The sequence below is a fragment of the Jannaschia helgolandensis genome (genome assembly GCF_900109285.1).
GTDB classification, from domain to species: domain Bacteria; phylum Pseudomonadota; class Alphaproteobacteria; order Rhodobacterales; family Rhodobacteraceae; genus Jannaschia; species Jannaschia helgolandensis.
This window is the reverse complement of record NZ_FNZQ01000001.1, coordinates 969,680-989,724: the sequence shown is the minus strand read 5'-3', so window position 1 is coordinate 989,724 and position 20,045 is coordinate 969,680. Positions and strand designations below refer to the sequence as shown.

Here is a 20,045-nt window from a genome sequence, read left to right as displayed (position 1 = left end):
AACGGCGACAGACCATAGCCGAAACAACAAGACGACGGGGAACCTCATGGCTGTATACGATGGATTGTTCAGGGTCACCGGCCTTGAAGGCTGGTGCAGTTCAGGCGGCCCGAACGAAGGCCCGCTGACCATGGCCGAGTTGATAGCACGCGCCAATGGTACACAGGTCGAAGGCGCACCCGCCCCGTCGGTACCTTTGATGGAAACGCCGTTTCCCTCGCTCGACACGCTCAACAAGTCCTGCAGTTCGATCCCCCGTTCCCGCGATATGACCCAGGCGGTCGAGGAAGGTTTCCTAGCCATCAAGGACCCGCTCAAGGTGATTCTGGATCCCTTGACGCAGCCACTCAGCTGGATGCTGGACTTGTCGCTGGACGGTTTTCAGGCAACGCCCTGGTTCATCATGATCCCGCTGCTGGTGGTCATCGCATGGTTCTCGACAAGAAAAATCGGCGTCACCGTCCTGGTGGCTTTGTCATTCCTGTTCATGGCCTTCATCGATTTCTACGACGACGCGATCAGCACACTGTCGATCATATTCGTGTGCACGATCATATCGGTGCTTCTGGGCGTGCCCATCGGCATCGCCATGTCACGGTCAGACACCATGCAGCGCATGACGATTCCGGTTCTGGACATGCTTCAGACCCTGCCGACCTTCGTCTATCTGATCCCGCTGATCTTCCTGTTCTCGGTCACCGAATCCAAGCTCTACGGCATCGCGATTATCCTTTATGCCATCGTGCCGGTGATCCGCCTGACCGATCTGGGCATACGACTTGTCGACAAGGATGTGATCGAGGCGGCAGACGCCTTCGGCATGTCAAATCGGCAGAAACTCTGGGGCGTTCAGGTGCCACTGGCGCTGCCTAACATCATGGCCGGCATCAACCAGACCATCATGATGTCGCTGGCCATGGTCGTGATCGCCTCGCTGGTATCGGCACCGGGTCTGGGTGTGAAAGTCCTGGCCGGTATCCGGAACCTTGAACTGGGCGTCGGCCTCGTCGCGGGTTTCTCCATCGTTCTTCTCGCGGTTATTCTGGACCGCTCCACCAAGGCCGCGCTTGGCCGCATCGACTCGAGTGTGCGCCAATGACCGACGATACAGACATCAAGATTTCGATCCGAAATCTCTACAAGATCTTCGGGACTGATCCGCAGGCAATGATGGAACATGTCCGGAACGGCATAGGCAAACCCGATCTGTTGGAGGAGTACGGCCACGTGCTGGGTCTGCAGGATATTAATATCGATATCCGGGCCGGTCAGATTACGGTCATCATGGGGTTGTCCGGGTCAGGTAAATCCACTCTCATCCGCCATGTTAACCGCCTGATCGACCCTACGGCAGGCGAGGTCATCGTGAACGGCGAGGATGTGCTAGCCTATGGCGAGGCGCGTCTGGCTGAACTGCGGCAGAATACAATGTCGATGGTGTTCCAGAAGTTTGCTTTGTTCCCGCATCACACTGTCCTGAACAATGCGGGCATGTCCCGGCGCGTTCGGGGCGAGTCGGCCCAGATCGCCGACCGCGAGGGTCAGAAGTGGCTCGAACGGGTCGGTCTGGCCGGTTATGAAGAACATTATCCCGGTCAGCTTTCGGGTGGCATGCAGCAGCGCGTCGGCATCGCACGCGCCCTGTCGTCGGATTCGGAAATCATGCTGATGGACGAAGCTTTCAGCGCGCTTGACCCGCTGATCCGGACCGACATGCAGGATCTGCTTCTGGAGTTGCAGCGCGAGTTGCACAAGACCATCGTCTTCATCACTCACGATCTGGACGAGGCGCTCAAGCTGGCGGACCACCTGGTCATCCTGAAGGACGGTGCCGTCATCCAGCAGGGTGAGCCGCAGGACATCCTGCTGCATCCGAACGACGACTACATCATCGACTTCATTTCCGATATCAACCGCGCCCGCGTCCTGCGCGTAGGATCGGTCATGGAGAAAACCGACCGGCCTGGCGATGGACTGTCGGGCGAAGTCGATGTGGCGCAAAATCTGGAATCGGTTATCGCCGTTTCAGGCGGCGATACAAATCTGCACTATCGCGTCATGCAGGATGGCCAGCAGGTGGGCCTGCTGCATATGCGGGACCTGGTCCGCGCGTTGGTTCCCGTAGAAGCCGCAGACCCGGCCCGCCGCGTCGCCTGATAGTCAGTGTCACAAGGACCGACCTCTATTTATGGACTTTGCCTAGCTTCCGCTCCAGTTTGCGCAATCCGAGCGACAACAGGATCGTCATCGTCAGATAGATCAGCGCAACGACATTGTAGGTCTCGAAATATCGAAAGTTTCCTGCGGCCGTCAGCTTTCCCAGCTGCGCGATGTCAAGAACGCCGACCACCGACACCAGCGACGAATCCTTGACCATTGCCACGAAGTCGTTGCCCAGAGGCGGCAGGATCGTACGGATCGCCTGCGGCAGCACGATATGGCGAAAGACGCGAAACCTTTTCAGGCCCAATGCTCTGGCGGCCTCGATCTGACCTTTGTCGACCGATTGCAGCCCGGCGCGAAAAACCTCGGCAATGAATGCGGAATAGGCAATCACAAGCGCCAGAACCGCGCGCCAGAGTAGCGGAAAATCCCGCGTTCGCGCATCTGGCAGGCCCATCCAGTTCCACAATGCGACCAATCCGGGTGCCAGCACGAACGCGACATAGAGCAACATCACCAGGATCGGGATTCCGCGAATGATCTCAACATAAAAGCGCGCGGCCTGCCGCGCGACCAACGACCCGGATAGCAACATCAGGGCAAGCCCCAGACCAACCAGCGATGCTGCGGAAAACCCGGTAACGGTTACGAGGATCGTGATCCAGATGCCTTTGCGCAAGGTCAGCAGAACCTGCCGCGTCGCATCGTCCGTCAATACCATGACATAGGCTGCCCCGAGCAGGACAACCACGGCCAGAAGCCACCACGGAAAATCGCGGTCAGGGTCAGGGCGCGCGCGCAAAAGCCTGCTACAACGGAGTTTGCGGTGGGTTTCGAGACAAACCCGTCATTCGCCCAGCTTGAAATCGAGGAACCATTTCCTGTTCAGCGCCTCGATGGTTCCATCCGCCTTCATGTCCGCAATGGCTGCGTTCATCGGTTCGACGAGATCCGAACCCTTGGGGAAGATGAAGCCGAAATCCTCGGTCCCCAGAGTCTCGCCGACGATCTTCAACCCGCCGTCCGACGCAGCGACATAACCGTTCCCGGCAGTGCCATCCGTCAGCACCAGATCAACATCGCCCGCACGCAGGGCCTGAACCGTTGCGCCGAAAGTCTCGAACAGTTTGATGCGGGTATTCGCCTCGTCGCCGTCGAGCACGTCATAGACACCGACGTAGAACGGAGTCGTGCCCGGCTGTGCGGCCATCAAAAGATCTTCATCGGCGGCGAATCCGGCGGCATCGGCGAACCGGTCCTCGTCGCCGCGGACCATCATCACCATCTCGGATCGCATGTAGGGATCGGAAAAATCGACGGTCTCCTTGCGATCGTCGCGGATCGTGATGCCCGTCATACCCATGTCCATCTGACCTTCGGATACGGCGGGGATCATCGCGTCCCAACTGATTTTTTCGTAGTCGGGCGTAAAATTGAGGCGTTCTGCGATTTCCGCCATCGCATCGTATTCCCAGCCGATGGCATCCCCGGACGCGGGGTCCTTGAACTGCAACGGAGGATAGGCATCTTCGGTCGCGATCGCGACGGTGCGTCCGCCCAGATCGGGCAGATGCCCGTCAGCCAGCGCAGGGGAGGCAACGGCCAGGGCGGCAAGAACAGCGAGGGTTTTCATGGGGAATCCTCCTGGGATTAGGACAAGGTGCGCTGCGATGATGCAGTACGGGCGCCGCGGAACCAAGAGCTCAGATACTGCCGCAGGTGGGGCAATCCGGTCGTTTGGCGACCGAAATACGCCGAGCGTCCGCGTCCAGCCCGTCCCAAAGCAGCAGAATTCCACGCAGCGTAGTGCCGGCACCGGTGATTTCCTTGATCGTTTCCAGCGCCATGATCGATCCGATGATGCCGGGAAGCGCGCCGATTACCCCCGCTTCGGCACAGGACGGCGCGAGTCCGGCGGCAGGGGCCTTGGGAAAAAGACAAGTCAGGCAGGGCGCACCGGCGGCGGGATCATAGATTGTAACCTGTCCTTCCCACTGGGTGATCGCCCCTGCTATCAAAGGCTTGCTGGCAGCTACAGCAGCGTCATTCACCATCTGGCGGGTGGCAAACGTGTCCGTGCCATCAACGACCAGGTCGTAGTCAGCGAAAATTTCGGGCGCGATTTCGGGCGTCAGGCGCTGATTGTAGGCGCGCACCGAGACATGCGGATTGATCGCCCGGATGCGCTTGGCTGCACTGTGGACCTTGGGACTGCCGAAATCGGCATCGGCATGGATGATCTGCCGTTGCAGGTTCGAGGTGGAGACGGTGTCATCGTCGATCACCCCAATCGTCCCGACGCCCGCCGCCCCAAGATACAGAAGAACCGGCGCGCCAAGGCCCCCGGCCCCGACCACCAGAACCTTTGCGTCCTTCAGGCGCTTCTGGCCGGGACCACCGACCTCGCGCAGGACGATGTGGCGCGCATAGCGTTCCAGTTCGTCATCGCTGAAGGGGCCTGTCCGACTGGCGGTGTCGTCGGCCCGATCTGCCTCGAGCACCCGTGCGCGGGCGCGCATGCGGGTCAATCCGGCGCGATACACTGCGATCAGCGCGACGAGACCACCCAGAACCAGCCAGGACCCCAACCCGCCCCCCAGCATCTGACGCAAGGGATGACCGTCAGGCAGGATCAAGTGAGCAAACAGGACCGCCACATAAAGCAGCCCAAGCATCAGAAAACGCGCCTTGACGGGCGTCTTCATCACCATGCCAAGCCCCCAGATCACGGCCCCGAGGATCAGGACCAGCGTCATGTCCCGGTTGACCCGAAGCCATTGCTCCCGCGGTTCGTGCGATCCAGTTCGGGCGCAAGATCATAGCGCGCCTGCACCACCGGAGCGACCACCGCCTGTGCGATCCGCATACCGTGCGTCACATCGAACGGGGCATCGCCCAGATTGATCAGGATCACGCCCAACGGCCCTCTGTAATCGCTGTCGACCGTGCCCGGAGCGTTAGCCAGCGTAACTCCGTGTTTGAGGGCAAGGCCGGATCGGGGACGGATCTGCATCTCGAATCCCTTGGGGATTGCGACCTGCAGGCCGGTGCCGATCAGCGACCGACCACCGGGCGAAAGCGTGATCGTCTGTCCTCCCGTATCGGCGCGCAGGTCCGCACCGGCAGCCCCCGGCGTCTCATAGCTGGGCAGGGGCAGATCGGGGTCCGAGCCGTCCGTGCGGGTGACGTGGATCTGAACGCTCATGTCAGGTGCCGAGCGATGCGGTCCGCCAACCGGCGCGCGGTTTCGGTTTTGGTCAGTCGGGGCCAGTCTTCGGCACCAGTGTCAGTAATCAGGGTCACGGCATTTTCGGTGCCGCCCATGATGCCGGTGCCGGGAGAGACGTCGTTGGCGACGATCCAGTCGCAGCCTTTGCGCAGGCGCTTGGCGGTCGCATTGGCAATTACGTCGTCGGTTTCTGCGGCAAATCCGACGACCAGCTTCGGGCGGGTCGCAGCCTTGGATACCGTCGCCAGAATGTCGGGATTTTCGGCGAAGGTCAGCGCCGGGGCAGTCGCGCTGCCGTCCTTTTTCATCTTGCGGTCTCCGGCATTCTCAACCCGCCAATCGGCAACCGCGGCGGCCATGACCGCGACGTCGGCCGGCAGGGCAGCAGTGACGGCATTCAGCATCTGCTGCGCCGTTTCGACCTGCACGACATCGATTCCGGCGGGCGGCGATGTGTCGGCGGGACCGGTGACAAATGTAACCCGCGCCCCCAAATCGCGCAGGGCTGCGGCGATGGCCGTTCCCTGGGTGCCTGATGACCGGTTGGCGATGTAGCGCACCGGGTCGATGGGTTCATGCGTCGGGCCGGATGTAACAAGGGCATGCCTGCCCTTCAGCGGCCCGTCGCTGAAATGCGCATCAATCGCACCGATGATATCCGGCACTTCCGTCAGACGGCCGGGGCCGAACTCACCGCAGGCCATCGCGCCGTTGACCGGACCGACGACCGCGATGCCGTCTCCTGTCAGGGTCGCCAGATTGCGCTGCGTTGCCGGATGCTGCCACATGCGGACATTCATCGCGGGAACGATCATCACCGGCGTGTCGGTTGCCAGCAGAAGGGTCGTCGCCAAATCGTTGGCAAGGCCCTGCGCCATCCGGGCCATCAGGTTGGCCGTGGCGGGGCAGACAACAATAAGATCGGCGGCGCGGCTGAGTTCGATGTGGCCCATCTCGGCCTCGTCGGTCAGATCGAACAGATCGCGGTAGACTTTCGAAGCCGCGAGAGCCGAGACCGAAAGCGGCGTGACGAAATGTTCCGCTGCCGGTGTCAGAACCGGTGTGACGGATGCCCCCCGCTCGCGCAGTCTGCGCATCAGGTCGAGCGACCGAAAGGCCGCGATGCCGCCGCCGATGATGAGCAGGATTTTCTTGTCCGTCAGCATATCGCGCCTTCCCTGAATTCCACCCTGTCTAGGACAGGCCCGTCGCCAGCGGAAGGCCACGCTGGGATCGTAGCTGGGACGCCATTGTCTGTAGGGTGATGCTGCTGCGCCGGGTATTGCTGCCTTATACCGCATCATCGAAATGACATGCAGCTCCGGCCCGGTCGGTTCGGGCATTGCCGGTCAGGTGTTCGAAACGATTGGGGGTGCGCACTGAAACGCGTCTGCATGATGAGAGGCACCGGATTGTAGAAATCTGTGCCCAAAATCCAGATACCGACCGGCGGCAATGTCTGCGCCCCGGCCGCCGTAGCAAGCGTCGGACACAAATCGCGTCTTACCCGAGGAAGCCGAGAACCTCCTGATTTTCCGCTTCAAGGGATTTACGCATCTTCGCGAAAGCCGCCGCTTCCAGTTGGCGGACACGTTCCTTGGACAACGACAATTCATTGCCGAGCGATTCCAGCGTCCTGGGATCTTCCCGCAGTTTGCGTTCGCGGACAATGAACCGTTCGCGATCGTTCAGCGACGAAAGGGCCAGCAAGAGCCATTCGCGAAGCATATCATTGTCATGCCTGAGGGCCACGGTCTCATCGGCCTGGGCGCTGTCGTCTTCCAGTGCGTCAATCCATTCGCGACCTTCCTCGTCCGAAGATTGGGTCGCGTTCAGGCTGAAATCGGAACCGCCGAGACGACCCTCCATCATCTCGACATCGCGCAAGGGCACACCGACATCGGTCGCGATCCTTTCGCGCATCGTCTGACGGTCCAGAACGATACCCTCTGCGGCAGCCTCCCGCTCCAGCCGGGCCTGAACGCGGCGCAGATTGAAGAAAAGCGATTTCTGACTGCTGGTCGATCCGGTGCGAACCATCGACCAGTTGCGCATGACATAGTCTTGTATCGACGCCTTGATCCACCATACGGCATAGGTCGAAAATCGAACACCGCGATCGGGATCGAACTTTTCGGCCGCTTTCATCAGGCCCAATCCAGCCTCTTGGATAAGATCGTTCATAGGCGCGCCATAGCGGCGGAATTTAGATGCCATCGATATGGCAAGACGCATATAGGCGGTGATCAGGCGATGCAGGCTCGCCTCACAACGATCGTCGCGCCACGCGTAAGCCAGGCGCAGTTCCGTCTCGGCATCCAGAAGCTCGGCCTTCATGGCGCGCCGGGACAGGGACGTGTCGCTGTTGAAATCGAGTGCCATTTGAATATCCCCCGAGGATAACATAGCCGCAAACCGGACACCCGGTTTCTGAAAAATAACTCCGGGTGAAATACTCTTTTGCATGGCAGAAAGTTCCATCACGTGTCGGGAATCATGAACACCACGCTCGCTCTGGGTCACGCGGCATCCGGCAAATCAAACTGGGCTGAAACCGAAATCATGCAGTTGGAGGGACGCGCGGTCTATGTTGCTACGGCACGCGTTCTGGACGGAGAGATGCGCGCCAAAGTCGAACTGCATGCTACGCGACGAGGGGCTGAATGGTCGTTGATCGAGGAAGCGCTGGATCTGCCCGGGGTCTGCGCGGACCGGCGGAGAGGTGAGGTCGTCCTCATTGACTGTGCAACAATGTGGCTCACAAATCTGATGCTGGACGGTATGGGCTGGGAAGAGCCGACCGAGGCATGGATCTCGGCCATGAAGTCGTCGCCAGCGCATTTCATAGTCGTATCGAACGATGTGGGTGGAGGCATCACGCCCGACAATGCCATGGCGCGGCAATTCCAAAGGGATCAGGGCGCGCTGAACCAGCGGTTGGCCGCAGCCCTGGATCGGGTGGTGCTGGTAACGGCGGGCATGCCGCAGCGTTTGAAATGACGCGGCTCTGGCTGATCCGTCATGGGCCGACCCACAGCCGCAGAATGGTCGGCTGGACGGATCTGCCCGCCGACCTTTCGGATACTGCGGCATTGGCGCGCTTGTCGGCAGCTTTGCCACAGGCCCCTGTTGTCAGCAGCGATTTGATCCGCGCCGTTGATACGGCGACCGCAATTCTGGGCGAGAGGCCGCGCCTGCCGCACGATCCGGCCTTGCGGGAGTTCGATTACGGCGCGTGGGACAACCAGCCTTTCGACGCGATAGACAGTCCCGAACTGCGATGTTTCTTCGATACCCCCGGCACCCCGAGCGCGCCGGGCGGCGAGTCCTGGAACGACCTGTCACACCGTGTCGAAACGGCCATAAACCGGCTGGTCGCCGATACGAACCCAAGTGACCTTATTGTCGTCGCGCATATGGGTGTCATTCTGACTCTCTGGGCGCGCGCGGCGGATCTGAGACCGTTCGACGCCCTGAGGCAGAAGATCGATAATCTCAGCCTGACACGCATCAATCTGACCCCGGCAGGTCCGGTGGCCATATCCGCCAATCACAAACCGTGATGCTGCCATCAGGGATTGCTGTTATGCCGAACTGAAAAGGTGATGCTAGGCAAGCGATATGACCTATGACCTTTTGATCGGCGACCGATCCTATTCTTCGTGGAGCTTACGCGGCTGGCTCCTGTTTGCGGCTTTCGATCTGCCGGTGCGTGTCCATATGAACGAGATGTATTGCAGCAGCTTCATATCGACTCTCGAAGACTGGGCACCTGCGCGCACCGTGCCCGTGGCGCGCGCCCAGGATGGGGCGCAATGGTCCGACACCATAGCCATAGCCGAAGGGCTGGCGGAGCGGCACCCCGAGGCTGGCCTCTGGCCTGACGACCCGAAGGCCCGTGCGCTGGCGCGGTCACTGGTAGCGGAAATGCATTGCGGCTTCAGCGCATTGCGTGAGGCATGCCCGATGAACCTGCGTGTGAAATGGGAAAACTTTGTTCCATCGGACGGCGTTCGGGCTGACCTCTCGCGACTGGACAGGGTCTGGTCCGCCGCGCGGGGTATAGCCGGAGATGGTCCATGGCTGTTCGGCGTATATTCCGCCGCGGACGCGTTCTTCGCGCCGGTCGCCATGCGGATCGCAGGTTACGGCCTGCCGGTCTCCGACCTGGTGCAGACCTATGTCGATGCGCATCTGAACCATGACCTCTTGCAGATCTGGCGGGCCGAGGGTGAGGCGCGGAATCGAACGCTGACAAATTATGACATGGGCCTGCCGACATCGCCTTTTCCGATGGCCAAACCGCATTAACCATTCTTAAACCACTCGCCCGTTAACCTTTTCTCAAAGATGAGGAACGGACATGCTGGCACGCACCACCACGGTCGCCTTCGAGGGGCTGGAGGCGCGTCCCGTTGACGTCCAGTGCGCCGTCTCTCCGGGCTTGCCGGGCTTTTCGATCGTCGGTCTGCCCGACAAGGCCGTGTCCGAGGCCAGGGACCGCATCCGCACCGCCCTGTCGGAACTTGGCATCGCGCTGCCATCCAAGAAAGTCACCATCAACCTGTCCCCAGCCGACGTGCCAAAGGAGGGCGCGCATTTCGACCTGCCGATTGCACTGGCCGTGCTGGCAGCGCTGGAACTGGTGCCGCTGGACAAGGTCGCCCGATCCCTCAGTATCGGTGAGATGTCTCTGGACGGCGGATTGATCGCCGTAGCGGGCGCCTTGCCCGCGGCGATGACGGCGGCCGCGCTGGATGCCGTGCTGTTCTGTCCCGAAGTATGCGGCCCCGAGGCAGCCTGGGTTGGCGCGGCGGCGGTCTATGCGGCGCCTTCGATCAAGGCCCTGATGGACCATCTGACCGGTGCGTCCCCCTTGCCGGAGGCGACGGCAGGACACGTCCCGACTCCCTCCGGCGGCCCCTGCCTACGCGACGTTCGGGGACAGGAACGCGCCAAGCGGGCGCTGGAAATTGCTGCTGCCGGACGGCACCACCTGTTCATGGTCGGCCCTCCGGGTGCTGGGAAATCGATGCTGGCGGCGCGCCTCCCCGGCCTCTTGCCGCCGCTTTCGGCGATGGAGTCGCTGGAAACCTCGATGATCCATTCACTGGCCGGAACTCTGGACGAAGGCGGCATCCTGTACAGACGCCCCTTTCAGGAACCGCATCATACCGCCTCGGTCGCGGCTATCGCAGGGGGCGGCAAACGGGCCGGGCCGGGTCAGATCAGCCTTGCGCACAACGGCGTTCTATTCATGGACGAGTTTCCCGAGTTTCCGCGTGCCGTCCTCGAAACCCTGCGTCAACCGATCGAAACGGGCGAAGTCACCATCGCGCGCGCCAATGCCCACGTCCGCTATCCCTGCCGATTCCTTCTGGTCGCCGCCGCCAATCCCTGTCGCTGCGGAATGCTGTTCGACCCCGGACTGGCCTGCTCCCGTGCGCCCAATTGCGGCGAGGATTACATGGGCAAGATCAGTGGCCCCCTGATGGACCGCTTCGATCTGAGACTGGAAATACCGGCGGTTGAAGTTTCGGACCTGGCCCTGCCGCCCGCGGGCGATACATCGAAAGAGGTCGCCCTGCGCGTCGCTGCCGCGCGCAATGTTCAGGCTGCGCGTTACGCCGGTCGCGATGAAATCACGGTCAACGCGGACGTGTCGGGCGACCTTTTGATGGAAGTGGCCGCAACCGATCCCGAAGGACAGGACATCCTGCTGAAAGCCACCGATCGTTTCCGCCTGTCGGCGCGCGGATACCACCGCGTGCTGAAAGTCGCACGAACGATTGCCGATCTCGATGGATCGGAACTCGTGCGGCGCGTGCATATCGCAGAAGCATTGTCTTATAGACTGGTGTCGGGTGCCTAGGATCGGGACTCACCGATCAGCAATCAATTGCCTGGAACCAGTGCCGACAACATGGAGCGTCATATAAGCTGTATGGGGATCAGATGCCCCACCTTCGCCCCGTCAGTCGTCATCCTGCTTGCTGTCTTACTTGGCCTTAAAGGACATGGTCGGGTCAATCAGCGCCGTTTTTCGATCGCTTCCCAGATCAGTGCGCTGGCATTGATGTCATCAAATTTCTGCAATTCCTGCAGACCAGTCGGAGACGTAACGTTGATTTCGGTCAGCCAATCGCCGATCACGTCTATCCCGACGAAAATCTGGCCAGCATTGCGCAGACGCGGCCCGATCGCCGCGCAGATCTCGAGATCGCGTTCGGTCAGATCGACTTTTTCCGGGCGACCCCCGACATGCATGTTCGACCGGACTTCACCCTTCGCCGGCACGCGGTTGATCGCGCCAACGGGTTCGCCATCGATCAGGATGACCCGCTTGTCTCCCTTTGAGACGGCAGGCAGGAACTTCTGCATGATCAGCGGCTCACTGTTGATCGAGCTGAAAAGCTCGTGCAGCGAAGCGAGATTCCGGTCCTCGGCGGTCAGGCGGAACACGCCCGCGCCGCCATTGCCGTAGAGCGGCTTGAGAACGACATCGCCGTGCCGGGCTTTGAACGCCTTCAGTGTCTCCAGGTCGCGGGCGACCACAGTGGGCGGAGTCAGGTCCGGAAAGTCCAGCACCATCAGTTTTTCAGGCCAGCCGCGCACCCAGGTCGGATCGTTGACCACCAGAGTATCCGGGTGGACGCGGTCCAGAAGATGCGTCGTCGTGATATATCCCATGTCGAAGGGCGGATCCTGCCGCAGCCAGACGACATCCAGATCGGCAAGATCGTAGTCCCGCAGCTCGCCCAATGTAACGTGATTGCCTTTTTCGCGCCGGACTTCCATCGATTGACCGCGCGCGATGACCCGGCCTTCGATGTACGCCAGACGCTGCGGCGTCCAATAGATCAGGGAATGGCCCCGCGCCTGCGCCTCGAGGGCAATGCGAAATGTGCTGTCGGCGTCGATGTTGACGCCTTCCATCGGATCCATCTGGAAGCCGACCCTGAGCGATTTTGCAGTTGGCATGACGACATCCCCGAACATCTGAAGTTGCCCTTAGATGGCGCAGCTATCCGCCCCTGACAATGCGCCGCGGCGCAGATTGCGCCTGCCTTTTGGGCTGCATCAGGCGGCCAGAGCATTTTCGATGATTTCGATACGCCCGGCGGCATCGACAAGTGCCACATCGAAGCGAACCGAACTGAGCATGCCGTCCGGCAATCCGCCCATATATTCGCCCGCGCAATCGAACAGGCGGCGGACCTGACGGTCGCTTACCCGCAACGCGGCAGCGGCGTGGCTGTCGCTTTTCTTGACCTCGATGAAGATCGTATCGCCGCCGAACTGCGCGATGACATCAATTTCGCCACCCTTGCCACGCCAGCGGCGTTCGACGACGCGGTGCCCGCTGCGGCTGTAATGGCGCGCGACACTGTCTTCGGCGGCAAGGCCCGCGTGGTAGGAAACCGATCCACTCATGTCTCGTCCTTTATGGCCAATGCCATCTGATACGCCATGTTACGGGCAATCCCGTAGGAATCGGAAACATCCTTTGCAGCGGATTTTAACGATCCTTCGCGAAGTGCGATCCGCAGGGCTGCGCGAATCGTGTCTTCGTCGATCGCTTGGGTCGCGGCGCGATCAATCAGGACGACGATTTCTCCTTTGGGGTCATTCGCAGCATAGCTTTCGGCAAGTGCATCCAGCGGTGCCTTGCGGACCTCCTCGAATTTTTTGGTCAATTCGCGACAGACGGCGGCATCCCGTGGACCCAGAACCTCGGCCGCATCGCGCAGCATCGCCTGCAGCCGTTTAGGCGATTCGTAGAAGATCAATGTGCCAGGCACTGTCGACAGGTCGCGCAGCGCAGCCTTGCGCGCCGCAGATTTGGGCGGAAGGAAGCCGTTGAAGAAGAAGCGGTCCGTTGGCAGTCCGGCGACGCAGAGCGCGGCAAGGACGGCGCTGGCCCCCGGCGCGGCGCGCACGGGCAGGCCGGCCGCGCGCACCTCGACGCCCAGTTGGAACCCCGGATCGGCAATCAGCGGCGTGCCCGCCTCGGAGGCATAGGCAACCGACTTGCCCTGGCGCAGTGCCGCCATCAGACGGGGGCGCGCCGTCGGTCCATTGTGGTCGTGATAGGGGATGAGCGGGCGATCGCCCAGGGCGATGCCGTGAATATCCATCAATCGACGCAGAGCCCGGGTATCTTCGGCAGCCAGAACATCCGCGGCCGTCAATACATCCAGTGCCCGCAGCGTAATGTCGCGCGCCGCGCCGATCGGAACGGCGATCAGATGCAACCCCCCCTCGATCCTGCCGATCTCTGCCATTTCGCGCCTCCTGTGGTTCAGTCGTTTACTCGCCCGACATGGCATATTAACCGTTGTGGGAAATCACGTGGCCGTGAAGGCCGACGCTGGGAGATCGAGATCATGTTCATGCAATGGCCAACAGGGCCTTTCGTTTCATTCGCGCGCGCGACGCGCAAGCTCGCTGCGCTTGCGGCCGTCACTGTCGGACTTGCAGCCTGTAACGTCACAGGCGCCGGACCGAATTTGGAAACCGGATCGGGCGGGGGCGGCGTGAGCGGCAGCGGACCGATGGTCGTGGCCCTTCTGGTCCCATATGGATCGTCGCGCGGAACCGATGCAGCCGTTGCCAAAGGCCTTGAAAATGCGGCCCGTCTTGCCGCCAGCGATCTTGGCGAAGGCGCCGTGAAGATAAATGTCTACCCGACGCAAGGCACCACCGGGGGGGCCTCCGCCGCCGCGACGCAGGCCATTGCGGCGGGTGCCCAGGTTATTCTCGGGCCGCTCTACGCAGACAATGCCGCCGCGGCAGGTGTCGCCGCTTCCGGGTCGGGCATTCCGGTGCTGAGCTTCTCGAACAACACTTCGGTCGCAGGTGGGAACGTCTGGGTTCTGGGCAATACCTTCGAAAACACCGCCCGCCGGGTGCTGGGCTTTGCAGCCGCACAGGGCCGCAACCGTGTTCTGGTAACGCATTCCAACGATGCCAGCGGCCAGATCGCTAATGCCGCCATCACCCGTGCTGCTTCTGAAACCCGCGCTCAGATCACCGGGTCGGTCCCTTACGAGTTGAACCAACAGGGCATCATGAACGCGGTGCCGGGAATCGCGGCGAAAGCCCGCTCGACGAATTCGAACGCAATCTTTCTGACCGGCAATACATCGGGCGATCTGCCGGTGATTTCGCAGTTTCTGACCGAGGCCGGTATCGGCGGAGAGGACTTTCGTTTTCTGGGGCTGACCCGATGGGATATCCCGTCCGAAGCGTTGCAGCTTCCCGGACTTCAGGGCGGCTATTTTACCTTGCCGGACCCCGGCCCGCTATCACAGTTCCGCAGCCGATATGCCGCCGCCTATGGAGCTCAGCCTCACCCCCTGGCCAGCCTTGGTTATGACGGGATGGCTGCAATCGGCGCGATCGCCCGCAACGGCAAGACCGTCGGACGCGCTACATTGACGACACGGGCTGGATTTGCCGGCACGGGCGGGGTATTCCGCCTGCGTGGCGACGGCACCAACGACAGGGCGCTGGCCGTCGCGCAAATCGTGAACCGTCAGATACAGGTGGTCAGCCCTGCCCCCAACAGCTTCGGCGGCGCCGGGTCGTAAGACTCCGGCCCCGGTCTTCACCGCAAACGACCTGCCCGCCGCTACCGGCGCGCCGCTTATCGCCACGCCGGTCGAAATCTTCGACGAGGTGGCGACGGTCGGCGCGCTGCTGGCGGAAATCGATGGCACGTCCGACGCGATGGCGATCCGGCGCGCAACGGTGGACGTCCTGTCGACGGCGCAGGACCGGGGTCGCGCCGCGATCCGGTTGGGGTTCGAAGCCGATCCGACGCGCGCCCGACGGGTCACGAAGTCCTATGCCCATCTGACGGACCGGCTGGTCCAATGCGCGTGGCTGGTTGCCACCCGCATCCTGCATCCTTGCCCCAACCCGACCGAAGGCGAGCATTTCGCCGTCCTGGGAGTCGGCGGTTATGGCCGGGGCGAGATGGCGCCGCATTCCGATGTGGACCTGTTGTTTCTGACCCCGTGGAAGGTCACGCCATGGGTCGAAAGCGTCGTGGAATCGATGCTCTATATCCTTTGGGATCTGAAGCTGAAGGTGGGGCATTCCACACGCACCGTGAAGGACTGCATCCGACTGGGCGCCGAAGATTTCACCATCCGCACCGCCTTGCTGGAGCGTCGCCTGATCTGCGGCGAACAGACCCTGGCCGATACGCTGCAAAAGCGACTCTGGGAGGATCTGTTCCGCAAGACCGTCGCCGATTTCATCGAGGCGAAACTGGCAGAACGGTCCGAGCGTCACCGCAAGCAGGGCGGACAGCGATATATACTGGAGCCGAACGTCAAGGAAGCAAAGGGCGGTCTGCGCGACCTTCAGGCCCTGTATTGGATCGCCAAGTATCGCTACCGGGTTCATGACACCGCCGAGCTGGTGCCACTGGGTGTCTTTACCGAAGCCGAGTTCGACGCCTTCGAATCGGCCGAACGGTTCCTCTGGTGTGTGCGCTGTCACCTGCACCTTATTGCGGGACGTGCCGCCGACCATCTGACCTTCGACATGCAGGTCGATGTGGCCAATGCGATGGGATATCGCGATCATGCCGGGCGTCGGGCGGTCGAGCACTTCATGCAGGATTACTTTCGTCACGCCACACGCGTCGGTGAACTGACCCGGATTCTTCTGGTCGCGCTGGAGGCCGACAATACCAAGCAGGAACCGGCTCTTCTGGGACTTTTCAAACGCCGCCGTCGGGTCCGCGCGCCTTATACCGAGCGTCAGGGTCGTCTGGACGTTGCCAACGAGGACGCGTTTCTCGGGACGCCGCTGAATCTGCTGGGCATCTTCGAGGAAGCCCTGCGGACGGGTCTGCTGCTGCATCCGCATGCGATGCGCCTTCTGGCGGCGAACCGGCACCTGATCGACCGCAATCTGCGCGAAAACCCCGAGGCGGCGAAGCTGTTCATGGGTCTGCTGCTGAAACACGGCAACCCCGAACGGGCGCTGCGGCGCATGAACGAGCTGGAAGTCCTGTCCGCCTTCATTCCCGAATTCGCACCCATCGTCGCGATGATGCAGTTCAACATGTATCATTCCTACACTGTCGATGAGCATACGATTCAGGTCATCTCCCATCTCGCCCAGATCGAACGGGGGGAGCTTGTCGAGGAGTTGCCTCTGGCCTCCGCCATCCTGCGGAAAGGCATCAACCGGCGTGTCCTCTATGTCGCGTTGCTGCTCCACGATATCGGCAAGGGGCGTCCCGAGGATCATTCGGTTCTGGGCGCGCGCATCGCCCGCGTCGTCGCCCCGCGCCTGGGCCTGAAACCCAAGGACGCCGAGACCGTAGAATGGCTGGTGCGGCATCATCTTCTGATGTCGGACATGGCGCAGAAGCGCGATATTTCCGATCCGCGCACGGTCCGCGATTTCGCCAAGGCAGTAAAAACGCGCGAACGGCTGGACATGCTGACCCTGGTGACGGTCTGCGATATTCGAGGCGTGGGACCGAACGTCTGGAACAACTGGAAGGCGCAGATGTTTCGAGCCCTGCACCGCGCAACCGCCGCCGCGCTGGAAAACGGGCTGGAGGACGTAAACCGGGAGACGCGTGAAAAACGGGCCAAGCAACTGTTCCGCGATGCGATGGCCGACTGGCCCGAGGGCAAGTTGCGGGCCGAAATGGCGCGGCATTACGGCCCCTATTGGCAAGGCATTCCGACGGCGGCGCACGTGCGGTTTGCGCATATGGTGCGCGACCTGCCGGAAGGCGATGTGCGCGTCGAATTGCAGGCGGATGAAGACCGCGACGCAACCCGCGCCATGATGGCCTGTCAGGATCACCCCGGTATCTTCTCGCGTCTGGCCGGTGCGCTCAGCCTTGTTGGGGCGAATATCGTCGATGCGCGGACCTACACATCGAAAGACGGATTCGCGACCAGCGTGTTCTGGCTTCAGGACGGCGAGGGCCACCCCTACGAACCGTCCCGCCTGCCCCGGCTGCAGACCATGATCGAGAAGATCCTGCGCGGAGAAGTCGCCACCCGGCGCGCGCTGGAAGGCCACGAAATCAAGAAGCGCGAGCGCCGGTTTCAGGTGCCGACGAATATCAGTTTCGATAACGACGGATCGGACATCTATACCATTATCGAGGTCGATACCCGCGACCGCCCCGGCCTGCTGTATGACCTGACGCAGGTGATGTCGCAGTCGAACATATATATCTCGCATGCCGTCATCGCGACCTATGGCGCGCAGGTCGTGGACGTCTTCTACGTCAAGGATCTGTTCGGCCTGAAGCTGTGGTCGAAACCCAAGCAGGATGCACTGGCGGCCAAGCTGCGCGAAGCTGTCAGCCGCGCGGCGGCACGGGCCGGAGCCTGACATGCCCCCCCGTCTGATCAAGGGATTTCTAACCGTCGGCGGTTGGACCCTCCTGTCCCGCATCCTGGGCTTCGTCCGCGACATTCTGATTGCACGGTTCCTTGGCACCGGGGCGGCCGCCGAAGCGTTTTTTGTAGCCTTCAGCCTGCCCAACATGTTCCGACGGTTCTTTGCCGAAGGCGCGTTCAATATGGCGTTTGTCCCGCTCTATGCCAAAAAGCTCGAGTCCGGGGGACCCGACGAGGCCGATGCCTTCGCGCGCGATGCCGTGGCGGGGATGGTGATTATACTGACGCTGTTTTCGGTTCTGGGAATCCTGTTCATGCCGGGCCTTGTGCTGGCGATGGCGAGCGGCTTTGCCGAAGACGAACGGTTCACGCTGGCCGTAATATACGGGCGGATCGCTTTCCCCTATATCCTGTTGATCTCGCTGGCCGCGCTGGTGTCGGGCGTCCTCAATTCCAACGGCAGATTCCTTGCCGCCGCCGCAGCGCCCGTGCTTCTGAATGTCGTATTCATCGCGGCGATGACTGTGGTCTGGGTGCGCCCCGACCTCTGGGACTGGCTGGAGGCACCGACGCAGGCCCGTTTGGTCGGACAGACGCTCACATGGTCGGTGCCCCTCGGCGGGCTGGTGCAACTGGGCCTGGTCTGGGGGGCCGCCGCGCGGGCCGGGCATCGCCTGTGGCCCCGCCATCGTCCGCGCATGACACCGGACCTGAAACGCCTTCTGGTAATCGCCGCGCCCGCGGCACTCGCCGGGGGCGTGGTGCAGGTCAACCTGCTGGTGGGAAGGCAGGTGGCCTCCTATTTCGACGGAGCCGTGGCATGGCTGAACTATGCGGATCGGCTGTATCAATTGCCGCTGGGCGTGGTCGGCATTGCCATTGGCGTCGTCCTGCTGCCCGATCTGGCGCGCCGGGTTCGCGCCGACGACCGCGCCGGGCAACGGGACGCCTATTCCCGCGCGTTCGAGTTCAGCTGGCTGCTGACGATTCCGTCGGCAGTCGCTTTGCTCGTGGTGCCAAGCCTGCTCGTATACGTCCTGTTCGAGCGGGGCGCCTTCGACGCCGATGACACCGCTCGCACAGCCATCGCCCTGATGATCTATGCGTTGGGCCTGCCCGCCTTCGTGCTGCAGAAAGTGTTGCAACCGCTGTATTTCGCGCGTGAAGACACGCGTCGCCCGCTGAACTATGCGATGGTGTCTCTTGTGGTGAACGCCGTGGCCGCCGTGGGTCTGGCACCGGTTATCGGCTGGCCGGCGGCAGCGCTGGGCACGACCTTTGCGGCCTGGGCAATGGTTGTCCTGCTGTGGCGCGGTGCCAGAACCCTGGGCGACGTGGCAAAGCTGGATCCGCGTGCGCGCAGCCGGGGATGGCGGATCATCCTGGCCGCCGTATTGATGGGTGCCGTGCTGTGGATCACCGCGCAGATCCTGAACCCGATGTTCGGCGGCAGCTGGCGCGGCCTGGCACTGGCGCTTCTGGTCGGAACGGGAATGCTCAGCTACTTCGGGTTCGCGCAGATGCTGGGCGCAGTGAAGATGTCGGAACTGCGGGGCGCACTTCGCCGTCAGCGTTGACGCATTCGGTCGCGTAACCGCGCGAGAGCACCGGGAAACATCAGTGCGGCCAGACCGTAGCCGGATGCGGCACCCCCCAGATCGGCGGACCAGTCCGGCAGCCATGCAAGGTTGCGCATCGTGATCAGGCCGAAGACCGGCTGGATCGCCAGCAGAAACCCGATCAGAAGAAAGGCGTTTTTGGGATCGCCGCGCGTCAGGCCTCGCTGCGTCAGATAGGTGAACGCGCCGATCAGACCATAGACCGCAGGATAGCCGCCCAGGAGCGGCGCCTGAGTATCGAAAACAATCAGATAGACAAATGCGCCGCCAATGGCCGCGCCGAAGAACAGCACCAGAATGCGCAGGTTCGGATACACGGGTGCCACGGCATTCCCCAGCGCCAGCGTGAAGACCGCGACGAAGGCCGCGTGGGTGAAACTGCCATGAAGAAACGGATAGGCGATGATGCGTGCGACCTGGCGCAGGGGCCATTCACCGCGGTCGATCATCCAGGCCCAGACGGACTCCGCCACAGCCCAGTCGCGCAGCGCACCAAGCCGCCAGCCCACTGCCTCTCGTCCACCGATCAAACCTGCGGTTCCGGCCTGAAACATCAATTCGATGCCGATGATTACGACGGCCAGTGCCACGACGATGGGTGGCAAGCTGTGAAAAGGACTTTGGTTGCGGGGGTCAAGCATGGCG

General features: G+C 62.0%; 19 protein-coding genes. 9 read left to right on the top strand and 10 right to left on the bottom strand.

Annotation, left to right across the window (positions count from 1 at the left end; translation table 11 throughout):
* The first annotated feature begins 46 nt into the window (after positions 1–46).
* Positions 47–1,099 (top strand): ABC transporter permease, encoded by a 1,053-nt coding sequence (locus tag BMY38_RS04830; RefSeq protein ID WP_092760253.1) that lies wholly within the window; start codon positions 47–49, stop codon positions 1,097–1,099.
* Positions 1,096–2,157, top strand: coding sequence for a quaternary amine ABC transporter ATP-binding protein (locus BMY38_RS04825; protein ID WP_092760251.1), 1,062 nt, complete (start codon positions 1,096–1,098; stop codon positions 2,155–2,157). Before BMY38_RS04830 ends, BMY38_RS04825 begins: the two co-directional genes overlap by 4 nt.
* Before the next feature lie 25 nt (positions 2,158–2,182).
* Here the strand turns inward: BMY38_RS04825 and BMY38_RS04820 are convergent, their stop codons facing one another.
* The 6 genes from BMY38_RS04820 to BMY38_RS04795 all read right to left on the bottom strand — a co-directional run bounded on the left by BMY38_RS04820 (position 2,183) and on the right by BMY38_RS04795 (position 7,774).
* Positions 2,183–2,965, bottom strand: a complete 783-nt coding sequence (locus tag BMY38_RS04820) for an amino acid ABC transporter permease (protein WP_245737495.1) — start codon at positions 2,963–2,965, stop codon at positions 2,183–2,185.
* 45 nt (positions 2,966–3,010) lie between these two features.
* Entirely contained in the window at positions 3,011–3,796 is a 786-nt protein-coding gene (locus tag BMY38_RS04815; RefSeq protein ID WP_092760249.1) for a transporter substrate-binding domain-containing protein, read from the bottom strand.
* A 70-nt stretch (positions 3,797–3,866) separates the two neighbouring features.
* Complete coding sequence (locus tag BMY38_RS04810) at positions 3,867–4,919, bottom strand: HesA/MoeB/ThiF family protein (protein WP_092760247.1); 1,053 nt, start codon at positions 4,917–4,919, stop codon at positions 3,867–3,869.
* On the bottom strand, positions 4,916–5,368 hold the full coding sequence (dut, locus tag BMY38_RS04805) for a dUTP diphosphatase (protein WP_092760245.1): 453 nt from the start codon (positions 5,366–5,368) through the stop codon (positions 4,916–4,918). The genes BMY38_RS04810 and dut overlap by 4 nt, the downstream gene beginning before the upstream one ends.
* Positions 5,365–6,558 (bottom strand): bifunctional phosphopantothenoylcysteine decarboxylase/phosphopantothenate--cysteine ligase CoaBC, encoded by a 1,194-nt coding sequence (gene coaBC / locus BMY38_RS04800; protein ID WP_092760243.1) that lies wholly within the window; start codon positions 6,556–6,558, stop codon positions 5,365–5,367. Before coaBC ends, dut begins: the two co-directional genes overlap by 4 nt.
* Positions 6,559–6,895: 337 nt before the next feature.
* Positions 6,896–7,774 (bottom strand): RNA polymerase factor sigma-32, encoded by an 879-nt coding sequence (locus tag BMY38_RS04795; RefSeq protein ID WP_092760241.1) that lies wholly within the window; start codon positions 7,772–7,774, stop codon positions 6,896–6,898.
* A 114-nt stretch (positions 7,775–7,888) separates the two neighbouring features.
* Between BMY38_RS04795 and cobU the strand changes: the two genes are divergently transcribed.
* The 4 genes from cobU to BMY38_RS04775 are packed head-to-tail and all read left to right on the top strand — an operon-like array spanning position 7,889 to position 11,264.
* Positions 7,889–8,392 carry a bifunctional adenosylcobinamide kinase/adenosylcobinamide-phosphate guanylyltransferase gene (gene cobU / locus BMY38_RS04790; RefSeq protein ID WP_092760239.1) on the top strand — a complete coding sequence of 168 codons (504 nt, stop codon included), beginning with the start codon at positions 7,889–7,891 and terminating at the stop codon, positions 8,390–8,392.
* The gene (locus tag BMY38_RS04785; RefSeq protein WP_092760237.1) at positions 8,389–8,955 is read left to right on the top strand and encodes a histidine phosphatase family protein; all 567 of its coding nucleotides are present in this window, start codon (positions 8,389–8,391) and stop codon (positions 8,953–8,955) included. The genes cobU and BMY38_RS04785 overlap by 4 nt, the downstream gene beginning before the upstream one ends.
* A gap of 58 nt (positions 8,956–9,013) precedes the next feature.
* Positions 9,014–9,703, top strand: a complete 690-nt coding sequence (locus tag BMY38_RS04780; protein ID WP_175495770.1) for a glutathione S-transferase — start codon at positions 9,014–9,016, stop codon at positions 9,701–9,703.
* 52 nt (positions 9,704–9,755) lie between these two features.
* Positions 9,756–11,264 (top strand): YifB family Mg chelatase-like AAA ATPase, encoded by a 1,509-nt coding sequence (locus BMY38_RS04775; RefSeq protein WP_092760235.1) that lies wholly within the window; start codon positions 9,756–9,758, stop codon positions 11,262–11,264.
* 158 nt (positions 11,265–11,422) lie between these two features.
* On the opposite strand, the gene gshB is transcribed toward BMY38_RS04775, so the two are convergent.
* The 3 genes from gshB to rsmI all read right to left on the bottom strand — a co-directional run bounded on the left by gshB (position 11,423) and on the right by rsmI (position 13,677).
* A complete protein-coding gene (gshB, locus tag BMY38_RS04770) occupies positions 11,423–12,373 on the bottom strand; it encodes a glutathione synthase (RefSeq protein WP_092761205.1) in 951 nt (316 codons plus the stop codon).
* A 99-nt stretch (positions 12,374–12,472) separates the two neighbouring features.
* Positions 12,473–12,826, bottom strand: a complete 354-nt coding sequence (locus tag BMY38_RS04765) for a YraN family protein (protein WP_092760233.1) — start codon at positions 12,824–12,826, stop codon at positions 12,473–12,475.
* Positions 12,823–13,677 (bottom strand): 16S rRNA (cytidine(1402)-2'-O)-methyltransferase, encoded by an 855-nt coding sequence (gene rsmI / locus BMY38_RS04760; protein ID WP_092760231.1) that lies wholly within the window; start codon positions 13,675–13,677, stop codon positions 12,823–12,825. Before rsmI ends, BMY38_RS04765 begins: the two co-directional genes overlap by 4 nt.
* A gap of 108 nt (positions 13,678–13,785) precedes the next feature.
* Here rsmI and BMY38_RS04755 point away from each other — a divergent pair, with 108 nt between their 5' ends.
* Genes BMY38_RS04755 through murJ form a run of 3 tightly spaced genes read left to right on the top strand, consistent with a single transcriptional unit; the run spans position 13,786 to position 19,358 of the window.
* On the top strand, positions 13,786–14,985 hold the full coding sequence (locus BMY38_RS04755; protein ID WP_092761203.1) for a penicillin-binding protein activator: 1,200 nt from the start codon (positions 13,786–13,788) through the stop codon (positions 14,983–14,985).
* Positions 14,951–17,773: a [protein-PII] uridylyltransferase gene (locus tag BMY38_RS04750; protein ID WP_092760229.1), complete on the top strand. Its 2,823-nt coding sequence runs from the start codon at positions 14,951–14,953 to the stop codon at positions 17,771–17,773. The genes BMY38_RS04755 and BMY38_RS04750 overlap by 35 nt, the downstream gene beginning before the upstream one ends.
* Position 17,774: 1 nt before the next feature.
* Positions 17,775–19,358: a murein biosynthesis integral membrane protein MurJ gene (gene murJ, locus BMY38_RS04745; protein WP_092760227.1), complete on the top strand. Its 1,584-nt coding sequence runs from the start codon at positions 17,775–17,777 to the stop codon at positions 19,356–19,358.
* On the opposite strand, the gene BMY38_RS04740 is transcribed toward murJ, so the two are convergent.
* Positions 19,349–20,041 (bottom strand): rhomboid family intramembrane serine protease, encoded by a 693-nt coding sequence (locus BMY38_RS04740; RefSeq protein WP_092760225.1) that lies wholly within the window; start codon positions 20,039–20,041, stop codon positions 19,349–19,351. The genes murJ and BMY38_RS04740 overlap by 10 nt on opposite strands.
* Positions 20,042–20,045 lie beyond the last annotated feature (4 nt).

Bases quoted from the DNA above. Each gene is read 5' to 3' on its own strand.
- BMY38_RS04830 (WP_092760253.1), top strand. From the start codon at position 47: ATGGCTGTATACGATGGATTGTTCAGGGTCACCGGCCTTGAAGGCTGG.
- BMY38_RS04825 (WP_092760251.1), top strand. From the start codon at position 1,096: ATGACCGACGATACAGACATCAAGATTTCGATCCGAAATCTCTACAAG.
- BMY38_RS04815 (WP_092760249.1), bottom strand. From the start codon at position 3,796: ATGAAAACCCTCGCTGTTCTTGCCGCCCTGGCCGTTGCCTCCCCTGCG.
- BMY38_RS04810 (WP_092760247.1), bottom strand. From the start codon at position 4,919: ATGACGCTGGTCCTGATCCTCGGGGCCGTGATCTGGGGGCTTGGCATG.
- dut (WP_092760245.1), bottom strand. From the start codon at position 5,368: ATGAGCGTTCAGATCCACGTCACCCGCACGGACGGCTCGGACCCCGAT.
- coaBC (WP_092760243.1), bottom strand. From the start codon at position 6,558: ATGCTGACGGACAAGAAAATCCTGCTCATCATCGGCGGCGGCATCGCG.
- BMY38_RS04795 (WP_092760241.1), bottom strand. From the start codon at position 7,774: ATGGCACTCGATTTCAACAGCGACACGTCCCTGTCCCGGCGCGCCATG.
- cobU (WP_092760239.1), top strand. From the start codon at position 7,889: ATGAACACCACGCTCGCTCTGGGTCACGCGGCATCCGGCAAATCAAAC.
- BMY38_RS04785 (WP_092760237.1), top strand. From the start codon at position 8,389: ATGACGCGGCTCTGGCTGATCCGTCATGGGCCGACCCACAGCCGCAGA.
- BMY38_RS04780 (WP_175495770.1), top strand. From the start codon at position 9,014: ATGACCTATGACCTTTTGATCGGCGACCGATCCTATTCTTCGTGGAGC.
- BMY38_RS04775 (WP_092760235.1), top strand. From the start codon at position 9,756: ATGCTGGCACGCACCACCACGGTCGCCTTCGAGGGGCTGGAGGCGCGT.
- gshB (WP_092761205.1), bottom strand. From the start codon at position 12,373: ATGCCAACTGCAAAATCGCTCAGGGTCGGCTTCCAGATGGATCCGATG.
- BMY38_RS04765 (WP_092760233.1), bottom strand. From the start codon at position 12,826: ATGAGTGGATCGGTTTCCTACCACGCGGGCCTTGCCGCCGAAGACAGT.
- rsmI (WP_092760231.1), bottom strand. From the start codon at position 13,677: ATGGCAGAGATCGGCAGGATCGAGGGGGGGTTGCATCTGATCGCCGTT.
- BMY38_RS04755 (WP_092761203.1), top strand. From the start codon at position 13,786: ATGCAATGGCCAACAGGGCCTTTCGTTTCATTCGCGCGCGCGACGCGC.
- murJ (WP_092760227.1), top strand. From the start codon at position 17,775: ATGCCCCCCCGTCTGATCAAGGGATTTCTAACCGTCGGCGGTTGGACC.
- BMY38_RS04740 (WP_092760225.1), bottom strand. From the start codon at position 20,041: ATGCTTGACCCCCGCAACCAAAGTCCTTTTCACAGCTTGCCACCCATC.